This is a genomic window from Nostoc sp. DedQUE12b (genome assembly GCF_034530835.1).
Taxonomy (GTDB): Bacteria; Cyanobacteriota; Cyanobacteriia; order Cyanobacteriales; family Nostocaceae; genus Nostoc.
In genome coordinates this window covers 84,738-107,507 of the sequence record NZ_JAVRCI010000016.1, presented here as the reverse complement: position 1 = coordinate 107,507, position 22,770 = coordinate 84,738, and the positions used below count along the sequence as shown (strand labels likewise).

The 22,770-nt window shown below is 40.4% G+C and carries 24 protein-coding genes and 3 pseudogenes; 15 read left to right on the top strand and 12 right to left on the bottom strand.

Annotation, left to right across the window (positions count from 1 at the left end):
* The first annotated feature begins 2 nt into the window (after positions 1 to 2).
* Both RMY16_RS11215 and RMY16_RS11210 read left to right on the top strand, forming a co-directional pair.
* Positions 3 to 353, top strand: coding sequence for a DUF1257 domain-containing protein (locus RMY16_RS11215; protein ID WP_094350625.1), 351 nt, complete (start codon positions 3 to 5; stop codon positions 351 to 353).
* A gap of 294 nt (positions 354 to 647) precedes the next feature.
* Positions 648 to 782 (top strand): hypothetical protein, encoded by a 135-nt coding sequence (locus tag RMY16_RS11210; protein WP_322736422.1) that lies wholly within the window; start codon positions 648 to 650, stop codon positions 780 to 782.
* A 91-nt stretch (positions 783 to 873) separates the two neighbouring features.
* On the opposite strand, the gene RMY16_RS11205 is transcribed toward RMY16_RS11210, so the two are convergent.
* The 4 genes and pseudogenes from RMY16_RS11205 to RMY16_RS11190 all read right to left on the bottom strand — a co-directional run bounded on the left by RMY16_RS11205 (position 874) and on the right by RMY16_RS11190 (position 5,565).
* The gene (locus tag RMY16_RS11205; RefSeq protein WP_322736418.1) at positions 874 to 1,692 is read right to left on the bottom strand and encodes an ABC transporter permease; all 819 of its coding nucleotides are present in this window, start codon (positions 1,690 to 1,692) and stop codon (positions 874 to 876) included.
* 333 nt (positions 1,693 to 2,025) lie between these two features.
* Positions 2,026 to 3,027, bottom strand: a complete 1,002-nt coding sequence (locus RMY16_RS11200; RefSeq protein WP_322736417.1) for an ABC transporter substrate-binding protein — start codon at positions 3,025 to 3,027, stop codon at positions 2,026 to 2,028.
* A 426-nt stretch (positions 3,028 to 3,453) separates the two neighbouring features.
* A pseudogene (locus RMY16_RS11195) lies at positions 3,454 to 4,761 on the bottom strand (ATP-binding protein); the annotation flags it as partial.
* Between the two features lie 60 nt (positions 4,762 to 4,821).
* Positions 4,822 to 5,565 (bottom strand): annotated as a pseudogene (locus tag RMY16_RS11190) (transposase).
* Positions 5,566 to 6,023: 458 nt separating this feature from the next.
* Here RMY16_RS11190 and RMY16_RS11185 point away from each other — a divergent pair.
* Together RMY16_RS11185 and RMY16_RS11180 are read left to right on the top strand one after the other, a co-directional pair.
* Positions 6,024 to 6,485 carry a pyridoxamine 5'-phosphate oxidase family protein gene (locus RMY16_RS11185; RefSeq protein ID WP_322736416.1) on the top strand — a complete coding sequence of 154 codons (462 nt, stop codon included), beginning with the start codon at positions 6,024 to 6,026 and terminating at the stop codon, positions 6,483 to 6,485.
* A 298-nt stretch (positions 6,486 to 6,783) separates the two neighbouring features.
* Positions 6,784 to 6,987 carry a ChaB family protein gene (locus tag RMY16_RS11180; protein WP_322736415.1) on the top strand — a complete coding sequence of 68 codons (204 nt, stop codon included), beginning with the start codon at positions 6,784 to 6,786 and terminating at the stop codon, positions 6,985 to 6,987.
* A gap of 328 nt (positions 6,988 to 7,315) precedes the next feature.
* Here the strand turns inward: RMY16_RS11180 and RMY16_RS11175 are convergent, their stop codons facing one another.
* Complete coding sequence (locus RMY16_RS11175) at positions 7,316 to 7,702, bottom strand: HPP family protein (protein ID WP_322662171.1); 387 nt, start codon at positions 7,700 to 7,702, stop codon at positions 7,316 to 7,318.
* Positions 7,703 to 8,314: 612 nt separating this feature from the next.
* Positions 8,315 to 8,692 carry a hypothetical protein gene (locus tag RMY16_RS11170; protein WP_322736414.1) on the bottom strand — a complete coding sequence of 126 codons (378 nt, stop codon included), beginning with the start codon at positions 8,690 to 8,692 and terminating at the stop codon, positions 8,315 to 8,317.
* Positions 8,693 to 8,753: 61 nt separating this feature from the next.
* On the opposite strand from RMY16_RS11170, the gene RMY16_RS11165 reads away from it, so the two are divergent.
* Both RMY16_RS11165 and RMY16_RS11160 read left to right on the top strand, forming a co-directional pair.
* The gene (locus RMY16_RS11165) at positions 8,754 to 8,969 is read left to right on the top strand and encodes a hypothetical protein (RefSeq protein WP_322736413.1); all 216 of its coding nucleotides are present in this window, start codon (positions 8,754 to 8,756) and stop codon (positions 8,967 to 8,969) included.
* A gap of 328 nt (positions 8,970 to 9,297) precedes the next feature.
* On the top strand, positions 9,298 to 9,873 hold the full coding sequence (locus RMY16_RS11160; protein WP_322736412.1) for a DUF411 domain-containing protein: 576 nt from the start codon (positions 9,298 to 9,300) through the stop codon (positions 9,871 to 9,873).
* 40 nt (positions 9,874 to 9,913) lie between these two features.
* Here the strand turns inward: RMY16_RS11160 and RMY16_RS11155 are convergent, their stop codons facing one another.
* A complete protein-coding gene (locus tag RMY16_RS11155; protein ID WP_322736411.1) occupies positions 9,914 to 10,858 on the bottom strand; it encodes a tetratricopeptide repeat protein in 945 nt (314 codons plus the stop codon).
* 54 nt (positions 10,859 to 10,912) lie between these two features.
* Between RMY16_RS11155 and RMY16_RS11150 the strand changes: the two genes are divergently transcribed.
* Entirely contained in the window at positions 10,913 to 11,035 is a 123-nt protein-coding gene (locus tag RMY16_RS11150) for a hypothetical protein (RefSeq protein ID WP_322736410.1), read from the top strand.
* A 66-nt stretch (positions 11,036 to 11,101) separates the two neighbouring features.
* Here RMY16_RS11150 and RMY16_RS11145 read toward each other — a convergent pair whose 3' ends face one another.
* On the bottom strand, positions 11,102 to 11,494 hold the full coding sequence (locus RMY16_RS11145) for a hypothetical protein (RefSeq protein WP_322736409.1): 393 nt from the start codon (positions 11,492 to 11,494) through the stop codon (positions 11,102 to 11,104).
* Between the two features lie 514 nt (positions 11,495 to 12,008).
* Here RMY16_RS11145 and RMY16_RS11140 point away from each other — a divergent pair.
* The gene (locus RMY16_RS11140) at positions 12,009 to 12,425 is read left to right on the top strand and encodes a KTSC domain-containing protein (RefSeq protein ID WP_322662161.1); all 417 of its coding nucleotides are present in this window, start codon (positions 12,009 to 12,011) and stop codon (positions 12,423 to 12,425) included.
* On the opposite strand, the gene RMY16_RS11135 is transcribed toward RMY16_RS11140, so the two are convergent.
* On the bottom strand, positions 12,422 to 12,631 hold the full coding sequence (locus tag RMY16_RS11135; protein ID WP_322736408.1) for an ATP-binding protein: 210 nt from the start codon (positions 12,629 to 12,631) through the stop codon (positions 12,422 to 12,424). The two genes, RMY16_RS11140 and RMY16_RS11135, sit on opposite strands and share 4 nt — an antisense overlap.
* A 211-nt stretch (positions 12,632 to 12,842) precedes the next feature.
* Between RMY16_RS11135 and RMY16_RS11130 the strand changes: the two genes are divergently transcribed.
* Complete coding sequence (locus tag RMY16_RS11130) at positions 12,843 to 13,340, top strand: molybdenum cofactor biosynthesis protein MoaE (protein ID WP_322736407.1); 498 nt, start codon at positions 12,843 to 12,845, stop codon at positions 13,338 to 13,340.
* Positions 13,315 to 14,745 (top strand): fdxN element excision recombinase XisF, encoded by a 1,431-nt coding sequence (gene xisF / locus RMY16_RS11125; protein ID WP_322736406.1) that lies wholly within the window; start codon positions 13,315 to 13,317, stop codon positions 14,743 to 14,745. The genes RMY16_RS11130 and xisF overlap by 26 nt, the downstream gene beginning before the upstream one ends.
* A 652-nt stretch (positions 14,746 to 15,397) precedes the next feature.
* Here the strand turns inward: xisF and RMY16_RS11120 are convergent.
* A complete protein-coding gene (locus RMY16_RS11120) occupies positions 15,398 to 16,066 on the bottom strand; it encodes a DUF3987 domain-containing protein (protein ID WP_322736405.1) in 669 nt (222 codons plus the stop codon).
* Positions 16,067 to 16,087: 21 nt separating this feature from the next.
* Here RMY16_RS11120 and RMY16_RS11115 point away from each other — a divergent pair, with 21 nt between their 5' ends.
* The 3 genes from RMY16_RS11115 (at position 16,088) to RMY16_RS11105 (ending at position 18,403) form a co-directional block, all read left to right on the top strand.
* Positions 16,088 to 16,507, top strand: coding sequence for a hypothetical protein (locus RMY16_RS11115; RefSeq protein WP_322736404.1), 420 nt, complete (start codon positions 16,088 to 16,090; stop codon positions 16,505 to 16,507).
* A gap of 494 nt (positions 16,508 to 17,001) precedes the next feature.
* Positions 17,002 to 17,409 carry a hypothetical protein gene (locus RMY16_RS11110; protein ID WP_322736403.1) on the top strand — a complete coding sequence of 136 codons (408 nt, stop codon included), beginning with the start codon at positions 17,002 to 17,004 and terminating at the stop codon, positions 17,407 to 17,409.
* A gap of 526 nt (positions 17,410 to 17,935) precedes the next feature.
* Positions 17,936 to 18,403, top strand: a complete 468-nt coding sequence (locus tag RMY16_RS11105) for a hypothetical protein (protein ID WP_322736402.1) — start codon at positions 17,936 to 17,938, stop codon at positions 18,401 to 18,403.
* Between the two features lie 72 nt (positions 18,404 to 18,475).
* On the opposite strand, the pseudogene RMY16_RS11100 reads toward RMY16_RS11105, so the two are convergent.
* Positions 18,476 to 18,751, bottom strand: a pseudogene (locus RMY16_RS11100) (transposase); the annotation flags it as partial.
* A gap of 226 nt (positions 18,752 to 18,977) precedes the next feature.
* On the opposite strand from RMY16_RS11100, the gene RMY16_RS11095 reads away from it, so the two are divergent.
* Positions 18,978 to 19,316, top strand: coding sequence for a hypothetical protein (locus RMY16_RS11095; protein ID WP_322736401.1), 339 nt, complete (start codon positions 18,978 to 18,980; stop codon positions 19,314 to 19,316).
* Positions 19,317 to 19,526: 210 nt separating this feature from the next.
* Here RMY16_RS11095 and RMY16_RS11090 read toward each other — a convergent pair whose 3' ends face one another.
* Positions 19,527 to 20,783 carry a pentapeptide repeat-containing protein gene (locus tag RMY16_RS11090; RefSeq protein WP_322736400.1) on the bottom strand — a complete coding sequence of 419 codons (1,257 nt, stop codon included), beginning with the start codon at positions 20,781 to 20,783 and terminating at the stop codon, positions 19,527 to 19,529.
* Positions 20,784 to 20,963: 180 nt separating this feature from the next.
* Between RMY16_RS11090 and RMY16_RS11085 the strand changes: the two genes are divergently transcribed.
* Positions 20,964 to 22,700 carry a tetratricopeptide repeat protein gene (locus RMY16_RS11085; RefSeq protein WP_322736399.1) on the top strand — a complete coding sequence of 579 codons (1,737 nt, stop codon included), beginning with the start codon at positions 20,964 to 20,966 and terminating at the stop codon, positions 22,698 to 22,700.
* Positions 22,701 to 22,770: the final 70 nt, after the last annotated feature.

Here is a 22,770-nt window from a genome sequence, read left to right as displayed (position 1 = left end):
AAATGTCTCACTTTAGCACCCTGCGTACCAAAATCACCGATGCCGAAATCCTCAAGGCTTCCTTGCGCGACCTCGGTATCAGCGTAAAGACTGAAGCTGATGTCCGTGGTTATAACGGTCAGCGTGTCCGTTCTGACATCGTTGCCGTGTTGGAAGGCGAATATGACCTCGGCTGGTCTCGCAATGGCGATGGTTCTTTTGACCTAATCGCTGACTTGTGGGGCGTTGCTAAGAAGCACAACCAAACCGAGTTGATCAACTCAATCAACCAAAAGTATGCCGTTAACAAAACTTTGGCTGAAGTTAAACAGCGCGGTCTGCAAAACGCCAATGTGAAGTTGGTATTGCAATAACAATTTCTCTGCGCGTTCCCAAAGCTGCACGGGTTAACCATATAAGTAGCGGTTAGCCCGCTTTTTTATCGGGACTGAGATTTATTTCTCAGTCCCAATTTTTATAGTTTATTTACAGCAGTTTGCGATCAAAAAAACCACAATAATAGCTATCGAATAGGCTCAAAAAATAGACCACACTGAATTAAACCAATTTAGAACGTTTTCATGACTTTATAGCACTCTCGCACAGTTATAGTTGGGGGTAGCAGCCCAAATTGATCTAGGCTCAATCCTTTAGGGCAGATTTTAGGTTTGTACCAAGTAACTAACTTGTCACAATCTCCAACAATTTTTCCCTTCCGCATTGATGTGGTTCGGGATTTTCGATTTTTGACAGCTATGCCCAAAGCGATCGCGGCAATAATTTTCAAATGTACGGTGACTTGAACGGTAGAGTCGTCTGTCTCTTAATTCCAAATGTCTGAAGCAGCCATCTTCGCAGTGATTGAGTCGAGTTAAGATTTTCAATCTACTGACATTAGCCTCTGTACACAATACGCTGCTGAAAAAGCACGACCAAAAGTAAGAACCCACCACGGAGTACGAGCTGCCACCAAGGAGTAATGGTTCCTTCAAGATTTAAAAGGTTGTACATCATTCCTAGTAAAAGTACACCGACTAGTGTCGGGAAGACGCTCCCCTGACCCCCTGCAAGAAACGTTCCTCCCATGACGGTGGCGGCGATCGCATCCGTCTCCCAGCCAAAGGCAGCCACAGGCTGACCCGCCCCTAGACGACCTGCGAGAATAATACCAGCAAGCCCTGAAAGTAACCCGCTAAATGTGTAGACTGCTAGCTTTACTCGGTTTGGGTTCACGCCCATAAGTCGGGAGGCTTCCTCATTGTTGCCAATAGCGAATATGTGCAAACCTAATCGGCTTCTGTGCAGCATAAACCAAGCTGCAAAATATAAGAGTGCAACTATCAACACAGGTACAGGAACCCAACCAATGAACCCCCTACCCAGCCAAACAAGTCCTGATGCTGCTGAGGGTACGGCGATCGACCTCTCCTCGGTGATGCTCAACGCCAGCCCACGTGCAGCGCTGGCAGTGAATAAAGTAACAACGAACGGCTGAAGCCGCGCGCGAGACACCAAAAGACCATTGACTACACCCAGCAACGTGGTGCTAGCAATGCCGGCGACGATCGCCACAAAGCTTCCTTGTCCAGCAAGCATTGCTGCGATAACACCGCCTAGCGCAACAAGGGAACCCACGGACAGATCGATTCCTCCACTCAGAATCACGACAGTCATGCCCAGCGCCACGATCGCCAGCATACTGTTCTGTCGCATGATGTTCATCAGATTAACAGGTGTCAGGAACGTTTCATAACGAAAGGATGCAAAAACAGCCAAGCTAAGGAGTATGAGCAGCACGCCTTGGGAGGTGATGAGCTTGCCAAGATACCGCACACTTGCAAGCTCAAGAGACTTTGTGGCAGCCATGACGCGTTAAACCTCCTTAATAATGTTTTTTGTCCATCGTGGAAGTTCAGGATAATTTTAGGTTATCTTTTTTCTATTTTAGGGTGAGAACTACCTAGTACAGCACGGCGTGAATAAACCACCCATTCCAAATTAACAAAACTCTTACGCTAGATTCCTTTTGACTTCTGCCTTGTGGTACTAGTATGCTTCATCTACGAAATCCTTGGCGTTGGTCACGTCGAAGAGTCTGTCCTTGAGAATAATCCGAGGAGGAATTTTCTTGCCAGCAAAATACTCTTCCATCGTGGCAAAAACAAGTGGGCCAAAACGCGGGTTCGACTCGACACTAACACCAAGCTCACCACGGATTATCGCCTCAAGCGCAGCTTTCTGACCATCAATTGAACCGACCATCACATCCTTACCAGGCTTCATACCTGCGGATTTGAGAGCCTGGATAGCACCTAGTGCCATTTCGTCGTTGTGAGCATACACTGTGGTAATGTCAGAACCTTTAGCCTGGATGATGTTTTCCATTACACGCTGGGCCGCAGCCCGTGAAAAATCCGCCGTCTGCGTGGCGATGATTTTCATGTTGGGATAATTGGCGATCGCATTACGAAACCCCTTAGCCCGATCGATTGCGACCGATGAACCAGCTGTTCCGGTAAGTTCCACGATGGATGCCTTACCATTGCTTGCCTTAGCCAGCCATTCGCCAACGCGGCGGCCTTGGGCGATAAAATCCGACCCAAGAAAGCTGACGAAATGTTCGCCTGGTCTTCCCGCCGCTTCACGGTCGATGAGAAAAACCGGTATTTTTGCCGCTCTCGCTGCTTCGAGTGCAGGCGTGAGGCCCTCATACTCACGTGGTGCAAGAAATATCACATCAACTTGTCGTGCGATTAGATCCTCAATGTCGGCAAATTGCTTCGATGTCTGTCCCTGGGCATCCGTCATCAAAAAATCATAAGTTTGCTTACGCTTGGCGGCCTCTTCCTTAATGCTGTTTGTTTCGGCAATGCGCCACGGCCCGATGTTCTCCGTCTGCGAAAATCCGACAATTTTTTTTGTTTTTTCGCGTATACAGCCAGACAGCGAGAAAGCCGAAACAGTAATCACAACGTAGGCGCTAAATACCAAGAACTTTGGCATATAAGCTCCGATACCTGAGCATCCAAAACAGATTTTATTCTTCATAACCCAATCATGTCTGAACGCTACATTGAGCTTATCTCAGATTTTGCCGACATCACAAAAGTATTGCCTAAAGTATAAATTACCATTTTGAAGATAAATGATAGCTTCATAACGTGAGTCACGAATGATAAAGACGCTGCCAATTTTCAGATGCTAATTCTGGACTATAGGAATCCTATTTGATTTTTGAAATAAATTACGAGAAAATACGGCTAAGTGTATAAGTTTAATAGTAAGCAAGGATAACTCAATATCTACAAACTGCATCACTCTCGGTAGAAGTAGCAACTGCGTGACAGATGCCCCACAGTGGACTGAATGGATGGCCTAAGAAAGTTGGGCGTTTGGTTGCGTAGGAAGTGCAAAAACTGTAGGCATTGCTCTTGCTGTTGCTGTTGGGTATGGCTGATTGATCTTGCCTAGTGACTACTTAAAAAGTGTTTTACTAGGTGCAATATATAAGTTTGGGTTTGTGGATTTCTGCACAAGAATACTGTGTAAAGTCTGCAATAACTCCTTGGTCGTATATGGTTTAGCAATAAACTTTTTAATTCCAGGGATCTTAGCCAGTTTATCACTAACGTTCAGACCGCTAACAGCCACAACCTTGACCTGGGAATTAATTTTTTGCAACGTAGTGATAGCAGTTGCACCATCCATTAAGGGCATCATCATATCCATCAACACTACGCTTATTTCATCTTCGTGTTGAACATAGAGCGCGATCGCTTCAATCCCATTACTAGCTGTCAGTACTCTGTAACTGTAAACTTCTAATAATATTTTAGTAGTTTCTAAAATTCTGGTTTCGTCATCAACAACTAAAATTAATTCTCCATTACCTTTAAATAACTCCAGGTCTTCTACTAGAGGCGTTTTTGCTACTTCCACTGCCGGCAAGTAAACTTTAAATTCCGTACCTTTGCTGACTTGACTAGTCACAGTTACAAAACCACCATGACTTTGGATGATACCTTTGGCGGTAGATAAACCCAATCCTGTACCTTTGCCAATCTCTTTAGTAGTAAAAAATGGCTCGAAGATTCTATCGATAATCTCTGAGCGCATCCCCATGCCTGTATCTGCAACAGTAATAGCAATGTAAGGGCCAACATGGGCATCCAGATTCATGCGTGCATAATCTTCATCAATCAAGAGATTTTCCGCAGAAATTTCGATATGGCCACCTTTGGGCATAGCATCACGAGCATTAACTACTAAGTTGATCAGCAGTTGATGTAGGTGCGTTGCATCACCAATTACAGCCCAAAGTTCAGGCTGAATATACTCTGTCAATTCAATCGATTTTGGAAAAGTCTCTTGGACAATTTGCTGAATTTCTGAAAATAAATGGTTCATTTGCACAACGGTACGCTGACCATCAATTCCTCGAGCAAACTGCAAGACTTGGTTGACTAAAGCAGCCCCACGCTTAAAATTATTTTCTATAGTTTTTAACATCTGTTGATTACGCTCATCGGTATCGGCCATTTTCATCTGTAACAATTGTGCTGTCGTTAAAATCGGAGTCAGTATATTGTTCAGGTCATGAGCTATGCCACTAGCTAGGGTGCCAATACTTTCTAAACGTTGCGCCCGTAAAACTTGAGTTTCTAAATGCTTTTTTTCGGTAATATCAGTATTTACGGTTAAAATATATATTGCTTGCCCGTTGCGATCGCGCATTAAAGCCCAACGACTGGCAACAATAATATCTTGCCCTTTTTTATTCAGGACTTACGCAACTGGCACAAATAGCGTGCAGGTCGCAACCCTGCCACGGGAAAATTTCAATCAAACCAAGCACATAAGAATACTTGGGCGTTTTAGTTGCTGAATTAAATAATTAGAAAGCAGATTATGCTTGATTTGATAAATAGTTTGACTAGTGGTATAGGCTAAATTCTTTAACCTAACCCAAACTAACATTGCACAAGCAATATGATTTCTTTGGAGCCTAGCTTGACGGCATTGACAAGATTCAATGCCAGTTAATTGTTTAATTTCTCTGTGAAACTCCTCGATTTTCCAACGAATTTTACACACCTGTTGTACAACATCCGTGGAACTTTGAGATAAATCGTTAGTAGCGATATAATCCCTTCTGTTGGTAGAAACAGTAACCCGGAATAGTGTCACTTTTGTCTTAGCTGTGAAGCCTTTAATTTTGATGATTTTACCACAGTCTAATTCTTCAGTGTTCCATTCTAATAATTCAATCCGTTTATATTTTTCTTGTCCAAATGTATCATTAACCAACCGATTGTTTTTTAAAGGACAATAATAAATTTTTTCTATTTATTCAGAATACCTTTTATCTAAAATGCTATCATCAAATATTATGTAAACATTCGTATCCGGCTCGACTACCTCTTTCACATTATCCCAGAGTAACCGAGGTGTTAACTTTTCTCTTTTCAAAGAGTAGTTAATTGCATTATGACTAATAGTCTCTAAATGCTCTGCCAAATTGGTCATCGTATAATTAATTTGACTACTAAGTAGATACTGGCAATAATCTAATTTAGTAAACTTCATATTCAAAAGTATTCGTTACAGTAACCTGAGCCGCAGCCCAAAAGTTTGGCGTGAAAAGGGACACTTTACATTTTTAATCTAGTTCATTTCATCTGAATTTTTTTAGTATAAACATACTACTTTAGGAGTGATCGCCTTTGCCAGTTACGTCAGCTATATAGTACCAAAGTACCAGTCATTAGTGATCGCCTGTGCCAGTTGCATAAGTCCTGTGTCCAAAGAAATAAGCACCAAATTAACCTCACTATACCTAAAAGTTGTATATGCACAAAATAGTCACTCTCAACAAATATCTCTATAGATATAACTAAAAAAGCTAATTTTATTATAATTAGACCTTTAGGCTCACGCAATTGAAACTAAAAAGGTTAATACTGAAAAATATCTTTATCAGTATTAAATCTGGTTGTAATCAAAAATTACAGCCCAGACAACAAATAGAGAAAAAATTACAGACAATGACAACTTCTACAGACCGCGCTCAACAGATTCAAAAACTGCATGAACTAATCAAAGATATTGATTATGGTATGTTTACCACAGTCGATGATGATGGCAGCTTGCATAGTTACCCCATGTCAAAGAGTGGTGAGATTAACTCTGATAGCATACTCTGGTTCTTTACTTATGCTGGTTCCCATAAGGTGACTGAAATTGAACACCATGAGCAAGTCAATATTAGTTTCTCTTCACCCGAACAGCAGCGATACGTTTCTATCTCAGGTACAGCACAACTTGTGAAAGACCGCAACAAGATGCGAGAGCTATGGAAGCCAGAACTTCAAACCTGGTTTCCTAAAGGACTAGACGAACCAGATATTGCTTTGCTAAAGGTAAATATTAACCAGGTTAATTATTGGGAGAGTGTATCGAGTTTCAAACCACAAACAATTAGTTTTTTGACAACATCACGTCTTTAAGTAATTAATAATTCGTAGTTCGTAGTTAAGAATTCAATGAGGAATTATTAAAGATGTGTAATTATTGGGCGAAATGGTGGCAGTTCTTAGCGGTATTGAGTAACTGAAAATGCTGCCTTCAAATTCAGTGATAGCACCTGGCTTTTAACCAATGCAGGCGGTGTGCGTTAGCGTAGCTCACCGCAGATATCGCTGTCAACAATATGCTGCTGATGAAGATATTTAAACTCTTCAAAACTTCCAAAGTTTGATACTGATGAAGGTAGAATAAAACTATGAGACTGGGGAAATAAAAGTTATGCCTTACAAACAAATTGCAGACTTACCAGATTCAGTCAAAGAAAACTTACCTAAGCACGCCCAAGAAATTTTCCGGGCTACATTTAACAGCGCTCAAGAACAATATGGTGGAGAAGAACGTGCCTTTCGAGTCGCTTGGAGTGCGGTAAAGCGCGATTACGAAAAAGTCGATGATGGGCATTGGCACAAAAAACCAGAATAAAACTTAATACGGTTCGGTTAAAGTTTTTTGATGAAAATTATAAATCGTAAAGACGCGAAAAATCACCGTCAAGACAAAAGACTGATTATTGTAGAGTAGAAGCGGCGATTCATCGCGTCTCTTAACTGAACAGTATTGGAGGTAAACTAACCCCCAAAATATCAATTATGGAACGATCGCCTCAAAAAAGCGATTTGTTTTCATGAAAATATGATGATTAATAAGGAATCACTTTTGCTTTATTAGGATATAGTACAGCGACTTTTTATTTGTCACTGTACACTTGTGGTGAGCAGATCCACCTTTGATAGAAACAAGATTAAAAATCTTATAGCCAGTGCTTGGGATAAGTCCTCTCTTGTGCCAGATTATTAAAAACCACAGCACAAAGCACCAAAATAATAGAACCTTGTAAAGCAGGTGTTAATAGAAATTGCCAAGGAGCTTTTGTCATCATTACGACTAAGGCAACTGCTCCTGAAGGTGGGTGTAGAGTTCCAGTCAGCTGCATCATCCCAATGGCTGTTGCTACTGCCATTCCCATTGTCCAAGGTGATGAACCGAAAAGATGTAATATAATTAGGCTGACTAAGGCAGCTACAAGATTACCACCAATCACATTACGGGGTTGAGCCAAAGGGCTGTCTGGTACACCAAATATCAATACACTAGTAGCACCAAACGGAGCCATAAGCAGAGGAGAATGTGTTTTCATAGACAAGTAAGCCGTTGCTGCGATTGCTAAGAAACTACCAAGCCAACTCCAAAAAATATGTCTGTGATGAGGTTTATCTATAGGACATGTTAGAGGACACGACCGCCAGGTTCCAGTTATCTTAAACCAGTAATTATTCCATTTCAAGTGAAGATTTTTGTAATTAAATAATCTTAAATAGACAGAATTAGTTCGCTTTTTTGGGGAAATTCTTTTCATAAACTCCACACTAATAAATAAGCATCAACTTAGAAAATATGAGTTATAACATTATGTTGTAGCTAGTTATCAATACCGAAATAAACAAACACATCTATCTCAAGTTTGTTAGCAAAAATAGTATCTTAAATCGGTTTATAAACTAAAGATAACAATGCACACAGTAGTACCTTTCCAGATTGTAGATAAGCCATCGACTAGATTATTTATTCAAGACATTAAGAGCAACATTTACATAGACCTGTTAACGCTAAATTAACAAGTCCTATAGAATATTGCTTAATGTCATGATTTTATAACATTTTACCATTAAAGGATCTTGGAAATTTTTCAAGAAAGTGTATATTACGTAGAAAAAAATCTATCATAACTATAAGATTTACTTATAAATGCCTAGATTCGTTCCATATTTAAAGATATCGTTACTAACTTCAAGGTGCTAGCAGAGAATGGTACTAAGAAAAGCCCAAAGGCTTGTGTCATCTTGTTCCCAGCCTCCAGGCTGGGAATGTATTTAAAAGAGGCTCTGCCTCTTGTCAAGCTACTGGAGGCGGAGCCTCCAAGAATAAGTTCCCAGCCTACAGGCTGGGAACTAGTCAGATCAAGGGCTGTATCTTTTCTTAGTACCATTCGTGCTAGCAGAGTTGATAATATTTCCTTGCCGTTGGTGAATTGAATGAATTCTTGGCCAAAGGCAATAAAACACATGCGCAACAAGGCGATTGCGTACATCATACTTTCACTTGGAAGCTGCGGCATTCGACCGTTCATTGGCAATTCTTCTTTGCTTTGCTGATAATAGTTTTAGAGCTAATTATTTAAGAGGTTGATTGTGGTTTTTGCTCAAACCAGTCCCCCAGATGTAATAACAACTCGTCTGACGTTAGACGAGTTTCGGGCTATGGAAGAAACCAACCCAGAACGCCATGATGCAATGGAGAGATTATTACTATGTCGGGAGGCTCGGAATCTCATAGTGCGTAGACGCGTTAGCGTAACCTCTCGTAGAGAAGCGGCTTGTCGTGAGACACCGCTAGCAACTTCTTAATTTACTTGGGATTTTTACTGAGAGACACCAATTTTCGTTTGTATAACAGCGACTTGCGAGTTTGGATTCCTGAATCTCAATGTGTACTTATACCGATTTGATGGCTGTTAATGGTCAACCAAAGTTCAATAGCGATCGCTTGACCATTCTTTCACTATTCATTGATTAAAAGCTGTAATCTTCATCTGGCAAGCATTTTCGCTTTTCTTCGTGCCATTCGATTATGGATAACACATATTTAATTTTACTCATATCTCTTTTATTTAAAATCGTAGTGTTTTTAAACGCAAAGTGTTTTGGAAGCAATGTTGTATTTAGGAAGTATCAGATGTCACACAAACAATTGATTTATTGCTGGCAAAAATGGTTACGTCCCATCTTGATGCCTGCCACTGTGCAAATAGTGGTTTTAACATTAGGGGTGTTAAGCATCTTGGGAAGCACTGCTCCTATGAGTCATGCTCAAACTGTTTTTAGCAGTAGTCACATCCAAGAGCAACAGACACCATCAAAATCAACAGTGCTAAATGCCACTGTATATCACAGTCCAGATTGTAACTGTTGTGGCGGGTGGATTGAGCACTTAAAGGCACAGGGTTTTAAAATCACAGATTTTTCTACGCCTGACATCGAAACAGTCAAACAAAAGTACAACGTGCCGGATAACTTGTCATCTTGCCACACAGCAATTGTTAATGGATATGTTATCGAAGGACACGTCCCCGCAGACGACATCAAACGTCTGCTTCAAGAAAAGCCAAATGTTGTTGGTTTATCTGTTCCTCAAATGCCTGTAGGCACTCCTGGGATGGAAATGGGGGATCGAAAAGATCCGTTTTCTGTGGTTTCCTTCGATCGCAATAACTCAATTGCAGTTTTCAATCAGTATCGTGGTGAGTCCTGAGCAAATTAAAGGGGTCTTTTAACTCGGAACTCAGCACTCTTTATTTAGAACCAGTTTTGATCAACTGTGACAAATGACTTAACCATCTTCTAAACCAGAAGGCAGATGTTGAGCTTGCAATATTTTGAGAAAGAAACTCAATAGCATGGTTACAATCTTGCAGGCTGGCATCGAGTCCCATTGCATGATAAATTTCACGAGCATTGCAAAAGGCATCCATCGCTTCTGATTCTCGATTGATTCTTTCTAATACCAAACCCAAATTAAACCAAGCGTTTGCTTCCCCATTTGGGTCATTAAGATCCCTTCTGATTTCTAATGAATGCTGATAAAACTCAAACGCCCTTTGGTACTTTCCTAAAGCCTTATAAGCACCGCCCAATCCACTCAAGGCCATGCTTTGACCATTGCGATCGCTAATGAATTTTGCCAGCCCTAACCATTGTTGGTAAAACTCAATTGCTAGTTGGTAAGATCCTAATGATTCATAAGTATTGCCCAAACTTCCCAGGCAAATACCTTCCCCAGTCCAATCACCTGTTTTCTTGGTTATACTCAACCACTGGTGATAGAATTCAATCGCTTGCTCGTACTTAGCCAGGTATTCATAAGTATTACCCAAACTTCCCAAGCAAATGCCTTCCCCAGTGCGATCGCCTATTTTCCTGGTAATACTTAACCACTGGTGATAAAATTCAATCGCTCGCTGGTATTTTCCCAGTGATTGGTAAGCGTTACCCAACCCAGATAAAGATTTGGCTTCTTCTAAACGATCGCCTATTTCTTTAGCTATATCTAACCACTGCTGATAAAACTCAATTGCTAGGTGGTACTCACCTAGTGAATGGTAAGCATTACCCAAACTTGCCAAAGAAACGACTTCTCCATTGCGATCGCCTGTTTCTCTGGCTTTTTCTAAGCACTGCTCTTCAAACTCAATGGACTCAATATTATTTAGGCCCCCGGATCGTATTACTTCTGTCATTCTCTATAGAAAAGGAAATTTTTGATCGATAAGCTGTCGATTATACAATTTTCTATGGCTTTAGCACAGGATAAATGCAACTTATGTCAAAATTTAGAAATTATTCTTCAATATCAAGCTTTCTTATATACTTTTAATACACTGCGATCGCTATGTACCAAAGGCTTTTATCCTTAGTAACAAGCATACAAATATACCATACTGAACAACTTAGCTTTCTTAAAAGATATAAGAAAAACCAAATTAATCAGCAGCTGCATAATCTGGCAATACGTTGAGTTCTAAATTAACAGCACTTAGATAATTTTGATCGTTTAAAACTTGTGATGGTAATTTATTTGCATTCACAGCAGCTTTAACCAAATCTTTCGCAGCAATATTTCTATTTAGAGTTTTAAGTACTAGCGCTTCTCCGCTAGGAATACCATGTTGTTGCAGACCTCCTTGATAAGCAAAAGTGACTAGATTTAAAGGCTGGAGGTAGTTCACAGAAGTCGAATTAGTGGATAAATTGTTAGAGTTAAAAACTATTGTTTCGCTATTATTGGTAGTAGCTGTTTGAGCGCCAGCAATTCCGGGTACAAGTGTAATAGAAGCCAAAATAAGTGCAGAATTTATTAAGGTAGCAAGTTTCATAAGTTATACTTAGGTAAAATGCGATTGGTGTTCTTTAGTAATAGAGTCCTCTTTATTATTAATCTCAACTTCCTTCAGTCAGGTCATCTGATCGGTTGATCTATGACTCACCCAAAAGGGTGAGCTAATTGAGTCATACAAACAGCAACGGAGACTCAGTTGAGTCTAGATACAACAAAGATTGGTTGAAATTTTCAAGTACTTAGCTGAGGCAAGTTGAACATTTATGCAATTTTTTAGTTCGCCTCTTGAGTTCCCCTCACAAACCAGAGATTTCTACAGCAGCTGACTCAAATACGCCCATTCACCCAAGCCTAATCAAGAGTATTTCCGCGGATGTCAGAGAAAAACACTGCGTGCTGCTTTGCTAAAGCGTCTCTACACACCTAAAATTCTCTCTTAGGAGAAAAACTTGACACCTAAGTACTTTTTTAGTATAAATGTACTATAAAACGCTTGATATTGCATAAAACTTTACCACTCCCGACTACGCTAATAGGAGAGTAGAAAATAAATGAAGCTATCTAAGGTAGACTTGAGCAGTTTAGTAGCGATCGCTCACTCTGATGGATATTTGCAGTTGTTGCTCGACCGAGGCAACGAACTAGAGTTTTTGGAAATTCCGGCACCGATACAAGCTTATGAAGGATTGCAAGAACTGAACGAAGCAATTGCCGAAACGACTGCATTACCCTTTGAAGAAGAACCAATTGTCATGCTACCAGTTGTCTCATCAATGGCTATGGCTGTAGGCTATGATCGCAACGAACAGATTTTGCAAGTTGAGTTTCAAAGTGGAGCTGTTTATCAGTACTTAGGCGTAGATGAGGATACTTGGGAAGATTTACATTCCTCAGACTCAATTGGCAGCTTTTTCAATCAAGAGATTAAAGGCAGATATGACTGCGATCGTCTAGATAATGCAGATTAATGACTAATACTTGATCCAGTGATAAAACCATCATGTTCTTTAATAATTGCCATTATTGTTGATAGCCCAATTCCTGAACCTTTACCCAATTCTTTTGTGGTAAAAAATGGTTCAAATCTTTTATCTAATATTTCTTTGCTAATTCCAAACCCTGTATGAGCAACTGTCATGACAATATAAGCATCAACTCTAGCGCCTATACGCATACTCGCATAAATTTCATCATTGCTAACAGATAAAATTACTTTGACTATGGGAAAATAATTTTAACCCTTGATTGCTGTCCTGCTCGGCAACAAAATTTATCAACTTCAAAAATCCTTTTTGCCCAAAAGCATTAACAAGAGCTAGTGAACATAGGCCAGCAACGCTTTCTTCAGAGACAATAGAAAAAACCCACATAATATCAATGCAATTATGACAACCACACTTACCTCTGCTGTTAAACCAAGAGCCGAAGATAGTTTTGCCGTTACCTTTGCACCATTGTCTCTGGAAGAAATCTACGCCAAATCCGACGATCCAGCCAACGGTGCTGTGGTTGTGATGAGTGGCATGGTTCGCAATCAAACCGATGGTAAACTTGTGATTGCTCTAGAGTATCAAGCTTATGAACCAATGGCGTTGCAGATATTTTATCAAATTGCTGCTAATATTCGCTTATCTATGTCTGATGTGAATCGAGTCGCGATTTATCATCGTGTTGGACGTTTGCAAGTTGGAGAAATTAGCGTTTTAGTAGCTGTGGGTTCTCCCCATAGGAGTGAGGCCTTTGAAGCTTGCCAATATGCTATTGATACGCTCAAACACAATGCCCCTATATGGAAAAAAGAGTGGTATAGCGAGCTAGATGGTAAACTATCTAGTAGTTGGGTAAGTATTGGTGCTTGTGAACAGTCAGGAGAAAATTGTTAAAATTCCCGAAGTGATTGCCTATGCCCGTGTTTCGTCTAGAGAACAGGCAGAAAACTCGGCGGCATTAGATCAGCAGATAGCTCGTCTGAAGGCAGCAGGAGCAGAGCTTGTATTAGCTGACACTGAATCTGGGCGTGAGGGCAAAGAAGACCAACGTTCTAATTTTCAGCAACTTATGCAGTGGGTTCGAGGTGGCTTAGTTAAGCGAGTTATTATTACCAGTCTTGATAGATTGTCTCGTTCCCTGCCTACACTGCATAAGGTTTTGACTGAGTTCCAGGAATCAGAATGTGTGCTAGTAGCGTTGGATGACAATATCGATCTGTCTACTGCTGCTGGAAAGTTCCATGTCAATATGCTGGGCGCTCTTGCGGAAATGGAGAGCGATCGCCTTTCGGAGCGCATTCGACGAGGTAAAGAGCATTTCCGAAATGAGAAACGTGCCTCACATGCACCGTTTGGGTACATAGTGAAGGACTATCGACTCTACCCCAATCGTGAACCATTTCTATGTTTGCTAGCTGATAAGAAAGAGTATTCTAAAGCGGATATGGCAAGGGATTTGATTGAACACTACATTACAGAAAAATCTTTGAATGAGGGATGTCGATACTTTCAAAATCGCTATGGTTACTCAGAGTTTTGGCAAACCGCATTAAAACAATGGCTTACCAGTCCTGTTCTGCAAGGTGATTTGGTATATTATCCTAAGTCGAAGAATCCAGAAATTCATCTCAATACCCATGAAGCTCTAATCAGTCGAGAAGAAGCGCAAACAATTAAAGATATTTTAGATTTTAACCGTAGAGTAAAAGGTTTCGGGCATCGTAGAGGAGTTTATCCCCTGACTGGATTAGTAAAATGTGAGTGTGGTGGTCGCTGTGTAGTAGCTAGTGGTTCAAAAGGAGTAATTAAATATTTTGTCTGTGCGAGGAAACGCATAGGGCGATGCGAGCGTAACCATAGCGTGAAAATAGCAGACCTAGAAAATGCCGTAATAGAGGCTTTAACAACTAGAGCGGATGAAATTGCTCAGTTTGCAGATGTAGGTGTTGTAGAAGAATCAGCAGAATTACAGGATGTACGAAGACAGTTAGCAGGATTAGAAACCTTGACTCATAATAGCCGGAACGTGAACCCTGCCATTTCTGAAGCTATCCGGAAATTACGAAATCAAATTGAGCAGTTACAACAACAAACCCAAAATAAAGGCCAATTTAATATCAATAACCGAGAATTACTTAAGTTAGTAGCTTCACATCATGATTTTTGGGCTGAACAGGACACAGTTCAGAAACAAAAGTTTTTTCGGGCATTGATTGATCATGTTCTAGTGTCAAATGGGGCAATTCTTCAGGTTGTATTGAAGGTGCAAATCCCTTTCTCTGAGCATAATCCAGCATAGCTTTTCTTAACTCTTCACGAATATTCATCATACCTCAACTCCTGCTGTTAGTGATACTTTACTGATTTCCAAAACAGTGTGCATAAAAAGTTCTCGCTACTGAAGTACTATTTCTAGTGACACATGATGGTTAAATTGCTTACGGGCAAAAACAATGAAGACAATTGCACTAAATCTATTGAAGGGAATTAACTTCTTTGCATTGGCGAAGTTGAGTTTTCGGCAAGGTACATAGTAATCATGAAACTTTTGAATAGTGAAAACCCACACCTTGCATACCGCGATCTTAAATTTGCCCAATATAACGAACCCAACGATCGCTTGCTTAAAAATTGAAAGTTGGTAACTTGGTAACAAATTCTCGTAGGTTCTCTAGTTGAGGAACCTTCTAGAGCCATAACAAACTTGGTAACTATTAGGTAACAACCTTTTCCTGGAACTTACTGCACCTTTTTAATATCGAGTACTTGAACGCAGAGATATCGACGGTAACAAAATACTCTTCATTATTAAATAATTGATGAGCTTTGTTACCATCATTAGGTGTGGTTCCATCAAGGCATTCAAGCTTTTATTCGTGTTTGTTACCAATCTGTTAACGCTTTTATTACGAGCTTCAAAGTCTATTACACAAAGCAATTAAGGTTAATTGTTACCAGTTTTTACCAAAATCATCTTTGATTTTGATTTGGTAAGCTCTACCAGACTGTTTATTATCAACTGCATGAGCCAAATCAACAATCTGTTTCATGAATGCTCTAGCTGTATCAGCAGTTAGTTTCTCACGACTTGATGACCAGTGAGTAACTTTCCTTGCCGTAATCCAACCTGTCCCTCTAAACCGTTCTACAAATCGAGTAATTTTTGATGAATCTGGATGAATTGTTATACCAGAGTCAGCATAAATAAGCCGAGCTTGACCAATCAACCACTTTGTAAATGCGATCGCTACCTCCAATATCTCACTTTGTACGATAGTTTCCGGTATGCGATCATCAACAATGGCATTTACACAATGGACAATGAGAGCAATTCTAGCTGCTCTCTCTTTTGCTTTTGGATAAATGGCTCTCAATGCGGAATTTGGTTCAGTAACTTTCTGCTCTTCACACCAACAATGCCATTCCTTCCAAACTTGTTGCCCACTTAGATTCAGTTGGTAAGTCTTAGACGGCAAGTTTTCTAAGTCCTTGTAAAGTTTTTGAAGCAATACTGAGAGGTTATGGATTGTTTTAGCACCCAGTGGTGGCATTTTGGTTAGTGGTAGCTGAATCCACAGATATCTAGACCAAAACCCGTCGTCTTCTTCCAAGTTACTCATCTGCCTTCGCAAAACTGGTATTTGCGTCCATGCAACCAAAGTTGGACATGGATTACAAGAAAAAAACAACGGGAAAATATCGCAGATCGTGCTTGTTTACTAAAAAAAGGAATTTGGCAAGAATCGCCTTTTGATAGTTATTATTACTCTAAAAAGAAGCAACAGTACCTTGATTATTTACAAGGTGCAGGTTGGGATGGTTACTGGATATTGGCAATGAGAGGGCAAATTAATGCTCGGTACAACAAGCACTTAGAACCCTATTTAGAAGACTACCTCAGTGCTTTCATTCAAGGAAAAGAACTTTTTGTAGATGAATTCGATTGGCGAAGTGGACAACCTTACAAAAAGCGAGTGAACGGGCAGCAGATAACAAATAGCCCTGGGCAGGTTCAAGGGATTGTTGATCCTTTGGGATATATTCAGTGGTGCTGGACTTAATTTTTCTTTATAACTTTAAATTCATTCGTTTTCTCTTCGATTAATTTGTTATCCCTAGTCAAGTCCATTTTGCATAAGGAAAATTTACTTTAGGATTTTGTGCATACTCAACTCAAATGGGATATGCACTCTTCAGGCTCCATTTTGATAGCAACCTTAGCTTTGTAAACCTCAAACACTTCCCAGTGTCTGCGAGTGGGTGTTTTGGCTGCAATCATAGCGACAACTTTAATAATGCACGGGTGACAACATATAAAGCTATCATACCGGGAATAAGCGATCGCAAAATCCATTCCCGATGTATTGAAGTTGTGTTAAAAAATGCCAATATCCCCTAGAGATGCCGGACATTTAGTTGCTAACAAGGAAACTGCGATCACACATCTCACACAACATAATTCTGCCCGAAATCGAAAAAAAGGCGATCACCCATTTTGATGTACTCAATCCCACTTGTGAGAGGTGACAGTAAATTCCAAATTTAATTTATAGGTATGAGTATGCAAAAATTTGCTAGTTATGCTGCTTTTGCCATCAGTTGTTTGACAGTAATTATTTTGATTTCTAATGGTTTTGGTTCCAAACCCTGGGAAGCAGTTAATGCAATTGCAGCACTCATTAGTGGATTAGCAGCATCGCTAGGATTATTTTTTGTAGGTATTCAACTACGCTCAACAGATAAACTAGCAAAAGCTCAATTTATTAATGATCTAGCTAGAGATATAGATAACCACGTTAAAGCCGAATCTAATCTCGATCCTGGAGGAAAATGGTATAAAGATAGTAATCTAATTAACCAGGAAGATATAGAAGCGCTTGTGAAATACTTGAATTTTTTCGAGCGTATCAAAAATGAGTTTGATACAAAAGTCATTGATATAGAGACAAAGTATTGGATTTAGTGTGATAGGACATGAAGATGATTATTTTGGAGAAGTTCTCCTCGAAATGCGATGCAAAAAATACTTTAGACTTGTCCTAAATTTGAATTAACCTAAAAATAAGTTAAAAAAGTTATCTTTATAAAAAATATTTAATTTTTGTAAAGATAAGAAAAATCAAGCAGTAATTTCAGCAATGGAGCTTCAAAATTCGTTTATAGCGTGGTGGAGTTGGTGTGAAACTAAAACTTCGACATGAACTTAAGGGTCAAAAATGAATAATACATATCAAGATTACGTGCTCGCCTGCTCAAAAATTGTCTTTCCAACCTCGATTTCCGCAACATTTTAAATATTATTATTTATTGACAAATGCCCGACCTTAACTTCTTAAAAACGAATCAACCCAGATTTCTTGTTCAAGGTGTCATCATCCCACTAATTTCTGCTCAAGTTGGTAAATCACCAGTGCTAACAAACACAAACTATCCTATAATCGGTAATTTGATAATAACAAATAACCAACTACAAAGCCATCCGTTGCCCTATGCAACCGGGTAGTGGCTCCTTTTTACTTAATGATGACTTACAACCAATTAGCGACTCAGTTTCTATCTTCCTCGATTATTGCGATCGCGCGGCCAGTCGGCAAGATTTAACCAAACTAAAACGGGTAGCAAACAAAGCCAAAAAACAAATTTCACGGGAGAGATATCGTAAGCAAGAGTCTGCTGATGCTGCCCAGTGGCGTGCCAACTGGGAAGAAATCATCACCACAGGCTGGATAGGAAAAGGACAAACAAACACCCTCCTACAAATCTTTGTAGGCTACGGAATCGTCTTTTTAGACTTAGAGAGTGATAAATTAGTCGAATTTTGCCTTACTACTGCAATTAACGCCCCTGGCTACAGCCAATATTGCCGACACCAACACGAAATCGAAGCTAGGGTGCGACATTGGGTAGAATCCACAATTCGCAACAAATGTTACAGCGCTTACATTAGGGGTTGCTGAAAAAGTATGAAAAAGCAATTTTAAGGGTTGACTAGTTATTCAAGCAAAATGAAAGATAAGCTTTTATTGTTTTTAACTAACAACATAATAACTTTCAGTTATACAGAACTGCAAAAAAGGTGCAGTTTTCAAAAATAGACATAAAAAAGCATAAAACACCCGCGACAGGTGAGTAGAAAGATTCATCACTAAAAAAGTAATAGCAATTGCAGTTTCAGAAGTATGGGAAAGTTTCGCCATCACTCGATTGAGGCTAAACCTTCTTTTCGCTTGCCCAAATTTTCCTTCAATACAATTACGAATTCTCTCAGATTCTAAATCTCGTTTCTTTTTTTCTTTACTAAGATTAGCAGAATTGAATTTATTACAGTTAAAAGATTTGTCTTTAACTTCATCTGTCAATAATTCTGATAATTTCTTAATTTATTCAAATATTATACAAATAGTTGAAAACGTTAATGAAATTACTTCAGATAAGGATTTTAAATACCTCTCTACCCCCAGCGCGTCTGAAAATTACAATAACAAAAACTTATTAATCAATTCTGTTAATATTCCACCTACATCTGCAATTGTGCCGCCTGAAACCTTACAAAAAGGCGAAGCTAGCGAGCAAAGCACACTTTCAGGTGACTCAGCAGCAACTCTCGCTTTGTCAGAATTGAAGAATCTGACTAAGTTGCGACTCCAAGCAGCATCCCACGCCAAGCGTATAGCTAGAAAATACTGCCTAATTGCGCGATGCCTAATTGGGGGCAAAGAACGCGAAAGACTGGAGCAGAGTGCCAAAATGCAATTTTATCTCGATTCAGGTAACAAAACTCTAATTGCAGAAGCTAACGAGTGGGCAGCTGCCAATCCTGGGTGTCTACCGTTCTCGTTGGAGTTGGCGTTTCAAGAAGGTGAGACGTGATGGCTGAATCTCACAGGGTGGATAATACCTATTTTTTAGGGAGAATCGCAATCATTCTCCGGGAAATACCCCTGATTTCGTAAGCTTTGTAGCAGCTGGAAACTTCCGTTTCAATTTTGTCAGTCACATGAACACTCCTGAGTGCTGTCTTAAACACAGACAGCACATTATAGGTGACTAAAGCGATACAGAAGGTAAATAAAGTGGTCTTCAGCACTTACCTTTAGAGCCGTTAGGCATAGTGGCATTGCAAAAGTTAGCATAGTCAAGCTTAATGCCGCTAAGAATAGTTTGTTGCAGATTAGCACTGCTTAGGTTAGCACGAGTTAAATTAGCCTTGCTCAAGTTGGCTTGACTTAGTTCTGCACCACTGAGATTTGCTTGTATTAAATTCGCACCGCTAAGGTTAACACCTTTAAGATTAGCCCCAGTCAAATTAGCGCCACTTAAGTTAGTATTGCTCAAATCGCTACCGTTGAAGTCAACATTCTTGAGATTAAGACCGCTCAAGTCTGCACCACTCAATTTCATCTTTTGTAAATTTGCCCCCTCCAACTTCAGTGCGCGTAAATTGCCGTTTTTCACCATCGTATCGCTAATATCTGCACCACGGAGATTAGCACTTCTCAAATCTACACTATCGAGATTTGCCCCTCGTAAATCAGCAGTAAATAAATTAGTACGCTGTAGCTTTGCCCTGCTAAGATTTGCATTGGTGAGGTATGCTCGTGCTAAATTAGCTGAATTTAAGTTAGAGTCTTCCAGGTTTGCACCACTGAGGTAAGCATTACTCAGAGTCGCACGACTCAGGTCTGTTTGTGTGAGATATGCTCCCCGCAAGTCCGCCGCCATTAAGCTACTTTCTTTCAAATTTGCTTCGCTGAAGCTGGCGTTTCTCAAATCACTGATAAAAAAGTTGGTTTTTTGGAGATTCGTCTGGTTGAAATTAGCCCCACTCAGCAGCGTATCTTCTAAGCTAGCTTTTTCCAGATTCGCCCCTGCTAAATTTACATTTCGTAAGTCAGCTCCGTTAAAGTTCGCCCCTTTCAGGTCGGCTTCCTGCAAATCTTGGCGCACCCCTTGGTTAACCACCTGCATAACCAAACGCCATTTACTACTAATTACCGTGCGATCGCTCACGATAGTATTATTCCATCTCACTCCCTCCAATTTGGCATCTTGTAAATTAGCATTTTCTAAATTCGCGTTTCGCAAATCCGCATCTGTCAGATTCGCTTTCACCAGAAATGCTCCACGCAAATCCGTTCCATTCAAGTTCGCCCCCTTGAGATTCGCACCTCTAAGATTTGCTCCACGCAGATAAAAACCCTTGAGGTTAGCATTTACCAAATCACAATTTTCACACTCTCTGCTTTCTAGCAACCGCTTCACACTGTCAGAATTCGCCGCCTCAGCCACCGTTGTTAACAGCAAGGGGAAAATCAAAGAAATTATCAAAATTTTCATAACTCGACTATCTTTTTGGGAATACTAAATTTCGACGCTAGTTGCTAATTGCTGATTGCCATTAACCATTAACCATTAACTATTAGCCATTAGCCATTAGCCATTAGCTATTTACATTCTTAACCCATGTTTAGTTATACTTCGCTACTTAGTATATTCCACAGGTCACTAATAGATTTTATGCAGCGCCACCAAAAAATCTTTGGCATAGCGACCCTTACTTTATTTTTCTTGTTTTCTCAACTGTGCAACGTCAAAAGTGGATCGGCAAAGGTGGCCTCTCCCTTAGTATTGGCACTTACATTTGATGAAAAACTGAAAGACTTTAGCTACTGGTCTAATCTATGTAATTTACAGCTAGACGCACAAAAGTACGAAGAAGCCAAAGCTGCTTGCGAACAGGCGATAATCCTCAAACCAAAAAATCCCTTGGCTTGGACAGACTATAGTGGTGTGCAGCTATTGATGAAACAATATCCAGAAGCGATCGCTTCTTCTGAGCAAGCACTCAAATTTAACTCGAAAACTTCCCTCGCATTCACCTACAAGTGTATGGCGTTAATGGCTTTGGGACGCAACGAAGAAGCCTTAGATAGCTGCAACCAAGCGCTAAAAGTTGATGGTAACTGGGGAAGAAAATCGCCGAAGCTAGCATGGTTCCATCGCGGTCTGATTCTCAGCCAGCAAAATCAGTACGAAAAAGCAATAGTAGCTTATGATCGGACGCTGTTGTTGCAGCCAAAAGAGTCTTTAACCCTGGCATATCGCTGTGAGGCGCTTAACAAACTGGGACAATTTATCCAAGCAATTGCTACTTGCAATCAAGCTTTAAATGGTAACGGGGATTGGGGAAATAAAAGCCAGACCTTCGCTTTGGCAAATCGGGCAATTGCTCATCGTCAGTTGAATAAATTAGAACAAGCGATCGCCGATTATGACAAATTGCTTACCATCGACCCGAATGATGCGATCGCTTGGGCTGCCCAAGCTACAGTTTTAGAGAAACTGTCACGCAACACTGAGGCGCTTACCTCCTACGATCGCTCCATTGCCCTCAACCCCAAATACTCCTTTGCACAGGTAGGACGCTGTACTATTCTTAACAAAAACCAACAATATAAAGACGCAGAAGCAGCTTGTAACGAAGCAATTAAAGGAGATGGCAATTGGCAAGAAATTGGTCTGGCTCAGGCATGGAACGAGCTAGGCGAGGCGCAGGCAGGACAGGAGCAGTATGAAAAAGCACTTGCGTCCCTACAGCGAACAGTGGGGATAAAACCCGACTACGCAGAAGCTTGGAGCAATCGTAGCGTGGCGCTTTGGCACTTAGAACGATATCAAGAGGCGCTCGAATCGACTAAAAAAGCGATCGCACTCAATCAGAACTACACCCAGGCATGGTTTAATCAGGGTACTATATTAAGCAAAATTAAACAGTATAATTACGCACTTTTGGCTTACAACAAAGCGCTAGAACTCGAACCAAACAATGCTGAAGGCTGGGCAAGCCAGAGCGTTGTCCTCTGGCAGTTAAAAAACTATAACGAAGCACTAACATCTACAGACAAAGCTCTTTTGTTCAACAGCAAATGCTTTGAAGCTTGGTACAACCGGGGCATAGTGCTAACAGACATGAAACGTTATGAAGAAGCCTTGTTTGCGTACAAGCGAGCCGTGAAAATCAATCCACAAAGCGCTGATGCTCTCACCGGACGTGGAGTAGTCCTCTTTAAACTCAAGCGCTATCAACAAGCAGTGCCAGTTTTGCAAGCTGCCCTTAAACTCAATGAAAATCAACTTGTAGCAAAATCAACATTAAAGATAGTCATGCAAGAGTTAGTAAAAGAGGCGCAAATTACCCCATCAATAGCACCATCTCAAAAAATCTTACCACCACCATCACTACCAAAACCTTAAATAGCGAGCTTTTCCCTCGTTCTCAGTCTCCGACGAAGAATGCAGTCAGCGAGGCTCACCTCAACTCTAA